The following is a 6,700-nucleotide window of genomic DNA, read 5'->3' as shown; positions in this document are numbered from 1 at the left end:
CAGGGACCCAATAGGGTTGTCCTGTAAGGAATCGAGGGAAGAAGCAAGTGGCACGTCCAAGTCCGTACTCGCCGGAGTTCCGTGAAGAAGCGGTCCAACTGGCTTTGAAATCCAGCAAGCCGGTCGCTCATGTCGCCCGGGAACTCAACGTGAATCCCGAGACGCTCCGCACCTGGGTGCGCCAGCATGAGCGCGAGCACGGACAGCAGGCTGGGCCGCTGCCGGTGGACGAGCGTGCCGAATTGAAGGAGCTGCGACGCCGGAACCGAGAGCTTGAGCAGGAGAACGCCTTCCTGAAAAAAGCCGCAGCGTACTTCGCGAAGGATCCCCGGTAGCGAGCAAGTACGAGTTCATCGATTCGATGCGGCTCGACAACGCGGAGTGCGCGTACTCCGTCGAGTTCATGTGCAGAAAACTCGGCGTGTCCAAGTCCGGCTACTACGACTGGAGAAACCGGCCCGATTCCGCGACCGCCCAGCGGCGCGAGGAACTGCGGCTGCTCATCAAGAAGGCGTTCGACATGTCCGACGGCACCTATGGCTATCGGCGCGTCCACGCGCAGCTGCTGCGCTGGGGCGTCGCCGCCGGCCCGGAGCTGGTCCGCCAGCTGATGCGCGAGCTGGGCCTGGTGCCCTGCCAGCCGCGGCCGAAGCAGTGGTCTCTCACCCAGGCGGCACCCGGTCCGGTGCCGGACCTCGTGGGCCGCGACTTCACCGCCGAGGCACCCGGTGAAAAACTCGTCGGTGACATCACTTACATTCCCACCGGCGAGGGCTGGCTGTATCTGGCAACCGTTATCGACTGCTGCACCAAAGAGGTCATCGGCTATGCCATGGACGACCACTACCAGACGCCATTGATATCCCGGGCCATCCGTAAGGCGGCACGGAACAGGAAGCTCTCGAAGGGTGCCATATTTCACTCCGACCGGGGCAGCAACTACATGTCCGCCGAGTACGCAAAGGTTCTCGAGGGGTTGAGACTTCGCCGGTCGGCCGGGCGTACCGGGATCTGTTTCGACAACGCCATGGCGGAGTCGTTCTTCGGGGCCCTGAAGAACGAACGAGTGTCGCGGGTAACGTACTTGACTCGCGAGGCCGCCCGGCATGACATCACCCGGTACATCGAATTCTGGTACAATCGCAAGCGCCTTCACTCAGCCGTCGGCTATCGCCCTCCGCGAGAAGTCCACGCCGAACATGTGAAGTTGCGAATCGTCGCCTGAAGTAAACAGTCGCATCCCTGTCCGTGGAACGCGAGGCCCCTCAGTCAACCGCTCCAGGATGGGCGTCTTGTCACCCTGACCCTTGGCGGGTGCGATCGTCACCCGGGGGAGCGCACACCGGATCAACTCCCGACGTTCGTCTTGCGGTGAAGCCTCCCAGACCTCCCGGAGGGTTTCCGGGTCACTCAACAGGGCCGACAGGTCCGAATCCCTTGCCAACTCCTCCTGTTCCGCCTCCAGTTCGGTTCGGATCTTGGCCTGTTGTTCGCTCAGCGTCTCGTACCGCTCCTCCGACAGCTTCCCCCGGACGTAGTGGTCGTGGTCCAGCTTCTCCATGCGGGCCTTCACCTGGTCCAGCTCCGCCACGATCTCCTTACGGCGGGTGTCCTTTTCGGGGTCCTTGATGGACACCCAGCGGCGTGCGATGGCGTCCAGGGCAGCGTCCCCCGGCTCCAGGGCCGACACGTGGGACCACCACATGGCCGTCACGGCCTCATCCACCCGGCACGCGCGGGTGATGACGCCCAGGCATCCGGCCTTGCCCTCCCTGGACCACTTACGGCAGTGATACCGGCCGCCAAGGGCCACCTGTCCGCCGCCCTCCATCGGGCCACGGCATCGGCCGCACCGGAGTGTGTCCGTCAGGAGGTATTCCGGGGCCCGCTTGCCCCCGCCTCCGGGCCGGGTACGGGCCGCCAACTTGGCTTGAATACGGGCGCGTTCGCCCTTGGTGATGACGCCCTGGCCGACACTGACTGTGCGCCCCTTCTCATCCAGGTACGCCCGTCCCGTGTGCCTCCATCGGCCGGTGGGGTTGCCGTGTTCGTCCATGATGCGCTCACGGTCGGGGAGCAACCCAGCCCACAGTGGGGAATGGGCCAGCTTGGCCACGGTCGTGGCCGACCACAGCTTGCCGTTCCGGGTTCGGATGCCCTCCGCGTTCAGCCGGTGGGCAACCGTACGTGCTGAATCGCCGTTCAGTAGTGGGACCGCGATCTTTTCCCGCGCGATGGGGTACTCGTCGGCCCGCCGCCGGAGACGGCCCTTTTTGTTGGGGTCACGCTCCAGGCCGTACGGGACGACGCCCCCTTGCCACTCCCCCAGGGCCTTATGGGCGTCCTTGCCCTCCTGGGTGCGCCACGCGATGTCTTGGGCCTCTTCACGGGCCCGCTCCGCCAGAACGGCAAAGATGATGCGCTGGCCGGGGACGCTGGAGTCCAGGCCCTCCTTCACCACCCGGAGCCGGGCCCGCCGCTTGTCCAGCTCATCCAGCGCACTGCCCACGGTCCCCATGCCGCGCCGGTCGAACCGGTCCAGCTTGCGGACATACAGCGTCTTGGAATGGCCCTCCATGACGGCCGCCATGGCCGCCTCCAGCTCATCCCGCCGTACGTACGACTTGGATGCGCTCCGTTGCTCCCACCACACGGCCCGGACCTTGCGGTCCTCCCGGTGGGCCGCCTCCACCATGTCCCAGGCGTGTTTGGTCAGGGTTGCCAGGTCTTCCTTGGGCTTGGACCGCCGGACGTAGATGTCCGCCAGGTCCTCCGGCTGGCACCCGGTGATGTCGTCCAGGAACTGGGTCAGGTCTATGCCTGCCACCTTGGCCGTGCCCGGGTTCTCCCGCGTCGTCGGCCGTTCAATCGTCGCAATGCTCACTGTGGGCCCTCCACCCAGGGCCCACACCTCTAGGGGCCGCTGAGTCGGTTCACTGGGGAACGTGACAGTTGCAAGTCACACGACGTGGCGTGGGGGACGAAGACGTTCAGCAGGCCGTCGCGGCCGGCGGCCGTCTCCCGCAGGAAGGTCTCGCAGTCGTGGGTGAGATCGACGACCCGCTCCGTGGAACCGGAGGTCACGTTCAGCACGCGGGTGGTGAAGGCATCTGACATGCATCCCATCCTCGCGCACACCACCCGCCGCGCACGTCATCAGAACTCTCGGGGCCGTTCGATCTGCGGGTACGGCGGCCCGTCGACGTCCGTGCCGTGCGTGCGGGCGACGCGGGGCGGCTGCTCGTGGAGACTTCGGACGGCGTGTGGTCGAGCCGGGCGCTGATCAACGCGACGGGAACCTGGGACCGGCCGTTCTCGGCGCGCTATCCCGGTCAGGAGACCTTCCGGGGCCGGCAGTCGCACACGGCGCAGTACGCGGGGCCGGAGGAGTTCGCCGGGCTGCGGGTCGCCGTGGTCGGCGGGGGTGCGTCCGGTACGCAGCATCTTCTGGAGATCGCCCCGTACGCGGCGGCCACGACCTGGGCCACCCGGCGGCCCCCGGTCTTCCGCGAGGGGCCCTTCGACGAGAACGCCGGCCGTGCTGCGGTCGCCCTGGTGGAGGAACGGGTGCGGCAGGGGCTGCCGCCGCGGAGCGTGGTGTCCGTCACGGGGCTGCTGTTGAACGACGCGATTCGGCAAGGGCTCGCGGACGGGGTCCTGGACCGGCAGCCGATGTTCGACCGGGTCACCCCGGAGGGGGTGGCGTGGAACGACGGGCGGCACGTGTCCGCCGACGTCGTCCTGTGGGCGACCGGGTTCCGGGCCGCCATCGACCATCTGAGGCCGCTGAGGCTGCGCGAGCCGGGCGGTGGGATCCGGCTCGACGGGACCCGCGCGGTCGCCGATTCGCGGATCCATCTGGTCGGCTACGGTCCGTCGGCGAGCACCATCGGCGCCAACCGGGCGGGCCGTGCGGCCGTGCGGGACATCAGGCGACTGCCCGCCGAGGAGCCGGTCGCCGCGTGATGCCCCTGCCGGTCATGTCGTGGCCTGCGGGGCCTTCTGGAGGGCGTTGAACTCCGCCACGTTGCGCTGGTGCTCGGCGTAGTCGGCCGTGAAGCGGGTGTCGCCCCGCTTGACCGTGACGAAGTACAGCCAGTCGCCCGGCGTCGGAGTGGCCGCCGCGCGCAGCGCCTCCTCGCCGGGGCTGTCGATGGGTGTGGGCGGCAGTCCCATGCGCTGGTACGAGTTGTAGGGGCTCTCGATCCGCAGGTCGTCGAGGGTGGTCTTCACGGTGGAGCGGTTGAGCGCGTAGTTGATGGTGGAGTCCATCTGGAGCGGCATACCGCGTTCGAGCCGGTTGAAGATGACCCGGGCCACCTTGCCCATGTCCGCCTTGGTGGCGGCCTCGGCCTGCACGATGCTCGCGATGGTCACCGCCTGATAGACGTTCATCGCGTTGCGCTGCGCACCGGCGGCGATCGGGACGCCGTTGAACCTCTGATTGGCGGTGTCGACCATCGTCGACAGCAGCGCCTCCGGCGTGGCCTTCTCGTCGATCGGGTACGTCGCCGGGAAGAGATAGCCCTCCGGGTTGCCCTCGGCGTCGACCGGCAGCCTCAGGTTGGCCTTGGCCAGAGACTTCTTGGTGGTGCCGGGCGGTCGCTCAAGGGCCTTGTCGACGGCGTCGTAGACCTGGCCCGCACGCCAGCCCTCCGGGATCACCAGGGACGCCGGCTCGGCCTCTTCCTCGCCGCCCAGAGTGAGCAGCGGCACCGCCACGGCGGTGCCGGCCAGGACGGCGCCGGCCGCGATGAGGGCGATACGGCCCCGACGCGTCAGTCGCATGGTGCTCCGTGGCGGAGTGTCGAAGTACATGCGGAGACCGTAACCCGCATATCGTCACAAACTCGGCATATCTTCACCTTGTCGGCTCCAGTTGGGCGTCTCTGCGGACCAGAGCCGCATACCGGCCCTCGCGGCCCAACAGCTCCTCATGGGTGCCGCGTTCGACCGCGCGCCCGGCGTCCAGGACCACGATCTGGTCGGCACCCCGAATGGTGGACAGGCGGTGCGCGATGGTGAGCGTGGTGCGGTTGGCCGACAGTGCGTCGATCGCTTCCTGGACGGCGTGCTCGGTGCGGGTGTCCAGGGCGCTGGTCGCCTCGTCGAGGATGAGCACGGGTGGGTCGCGCAGGATCGTGCGCGCGATGGCCAGGCGCTGCTTCTCGCCGCCGGAGAAGCGGTGACCGCGTTCGCCGACGACCGTGTCGTACCCGTCGGGCAGCGCGGCGATGTGGTCGTGGATCTGGGCCGCCCTGGCCGCCGCGTGCAGCTCCTCGTCGGTGGCCTCCGGCTTCGCGAAGCGCAGGTTCTCGGCGATGGAGGCGTGGAAGAGGTACGTCTCCTGGGAGACGACGCCGACCGCGCGGGCGAGGGTGTCGAAGTCGAGGTCGCGGACGTCGATGCCGTCGAGGGTGACGCGACCGCCCGTGACGTCGTACAGCCGCGGCACCAGACAGCCGAGCGTGGACTTGCCCGCGCCGGTCGGGCCGACGATCGCGAGAGAGCCGCCGGCGGGGACGGTGACGTCGATGCCGTCCAGGATCGGCCCGCTCTTGTCGTCGTAGCGGAACTCGACGTCCTCGAAGCGGACCTCGCCCTTGACGCGGTCCAAGTGGACGGGGTGCTCGCGCTCGGTGATGTCTATGGGCAGGTCGAGATATTCGAAGATGCGCTGGAACAGGGCGAGAGAGGCCTGGATCTGGACGCCGGTGCCGAGCAGGCTCACGGCCGGGCGGAACAGGCCCTGCTGGAGGGAGACGAAGGCGACGATGGTGCCGATCGAGACCGCGGGGCCGCCCAGCTGGAGGGCCATGCCCGCGGCCCAGTAGATGACGGCGGGCATCGCGGCCATGACGATCGTGATGACGGCCATCCGCCAGCGCCCGGCCATGTTCGACCGCACTTCGAGGTCGACCAGTTCCTCGGACTCCTCCCCGAACGACTTCGTCAGCGAGTCGGAGCGGCCCATCGTGCGGCCGAGCAGGATGCCGCTGACCGAAAGCGACTCGGTGACCGTGGCGGCCATCGCGGCCATCTGTTTCTGGCGCTGGGTGGTGATCTTCCGGCGTTCGTCGCCGACGCGGCGGCTGATCCACACGAACGCCGGCAGCAGGAGCAGCGAGACGACGGTCAGTCGCCAGTCCAGCGCGATCATCGCGATGATCGTGGCGACCACGCTGGTGAAGTTGGCGACCAGTGAGGTGGCGGTGGAGGTGACGGTGGCCTGCATGCCGCCGATGTCGTTGGCGATGCGGGACTGGACCTCGCCGGTGCGGGTACGGGTGAAGAAGGCGAGCGACATGCGTTGCAGCCGGTCGTAGACGGCGGTGCGCAGGTCGTGCATGACGCGCTGGCCGACCGTCGTGGAGATCAGGGTCTGCAGGACGCCGAAGACGCTGGTGAGGACGGCGCTCAGGATCATGCCGAGCGCGAGGAGGCTGAGCAGCCCGGTGCGGCCCTGCGGGATCGCGGTGTCGAGGATGGCCTTCAGGAAGAAGGGGGCGGCTACGGAGACGAGGGACGAGGCGCCGACCAGGAGGCCGACGATGGCGAGACGTCCGCGGTACGGACGGAAGAGTGCCAGGATGCGCCGCACCTGCCGGGGCTGCTCCTCGGCGTCGGCGTCGGCGGGCGGGGTCCACGCGGGTTCGCGCTCGGGTTTCATGGGCTCCTGCGGTGGTGAGTGGACGATGAT

4 protein-coding genes and 2 pseudogenes are annotated in these 6,700 nt (G+C 68.2%); 2 read left to right on the top strand and 4 right to left on the bottom strand.

Going from position 1 to position 6,700, the window contains the following annotated elements:
* Positions 1 to 47 precede the first annotated feature (47 nt).
* Positions 48 to 1,225 (top strand): IS3 family transposase gene (locus GFH49_RS36780; RefSeq protein ID WP_155056154.1). Its coding sequence is split into 2 segments (ribosomal slippage): positions 48 to 309 and positions 309 to 1,225, totalling 1,179 coding nucleotides; the frame shifts between segments, so codons are not numbered across the junction.
* Here the strand turns inward: GFH49_RS36780 and GFH49_RS36775 are convergent.
* Both GFH49_RS36775 and GFH49_RS36770 read right to left on the bottom strand, forming a co-directional pair.
* On the bottom strand, positions 1,157 to 2,884 hold the full coding sequence (locus GFH49_RS36775) for a recombinase family protein (RefSeq protein ID WP_196218249.1): 1,728 nt from the start codon (positions 2,882 to 2,884) through the stop codon (positions 1,157 to 1,159). The two genes, GFH49_RS36780 and GFH49_RS36775, sit on opposite strands and share 69 nt — an antisense overlap.
* An 80-nt stretch (positions 2,885 to 2,964) precedes the next feature.
* Positions 2,965 to 3,117 (bottom strand): annotated as a pseudogene (locus GFH49_RS36770) (YjbQ family protein); the annotation flags it as partial.
* 51 nt (positions 3,118 to 3,168) lie between these two features.
* Here GFH49_RS36770 and GFH49_RS36765 point away from each other — a divergent pair.
* A pseudogene (locus tag GFH49_RS36765) lies at positions 3,169 to 3,966 on the top strand (NAD(P)-binding domain-containing protein); the annotation flags it as partial.
* Positions 3,967 to 3,978: 12 nt separating this feature from the next.
* Here the strand turns inward: GFH49_RS36765 and mltG are convergent.
* Positions 3,979 to 4,818, bottom strand: coding sequence for an endolytic transglycosylase MltG (gene mltG, locus GFH49_RS36760; protein WP_155060400.1), 840 nt, complete (start codon positions 4,816 to 4,818; stop codon positions 3,979 to 3,981).
* Between the two features lie 43 nt (positions 4,819 to 4,861).
* Complete coding sequence (locus GFH49_RS36755; protein WP_155060399.1) at positions 4,862 to 6,670, bottom strand: ABC transporter ATP-binding protein; 1,809 nt, start codon at positions 6,668 to 6,670, stop codon at positions 4,862 to 4,864.
* Between the last annotated feature and the right edge of the window lie 30 nt (positions 6,671 to 6,700).

Origin of the sequence: Streptomyces blattellae (assembly GCF_009709555.1) — a bacterium.
GTDB classification, from domain to species: domain Bacteria; phylum Actinomycetota; class Actinomycetes; order Streptomycetales; family Streptomycetaceae; genus Streptomyces; species Streptomyces blattellae.
Note: the sequence above shows the minus strand (reverse complement) of the source record. Positions and strands in the feature narration are given on the sequence as shown.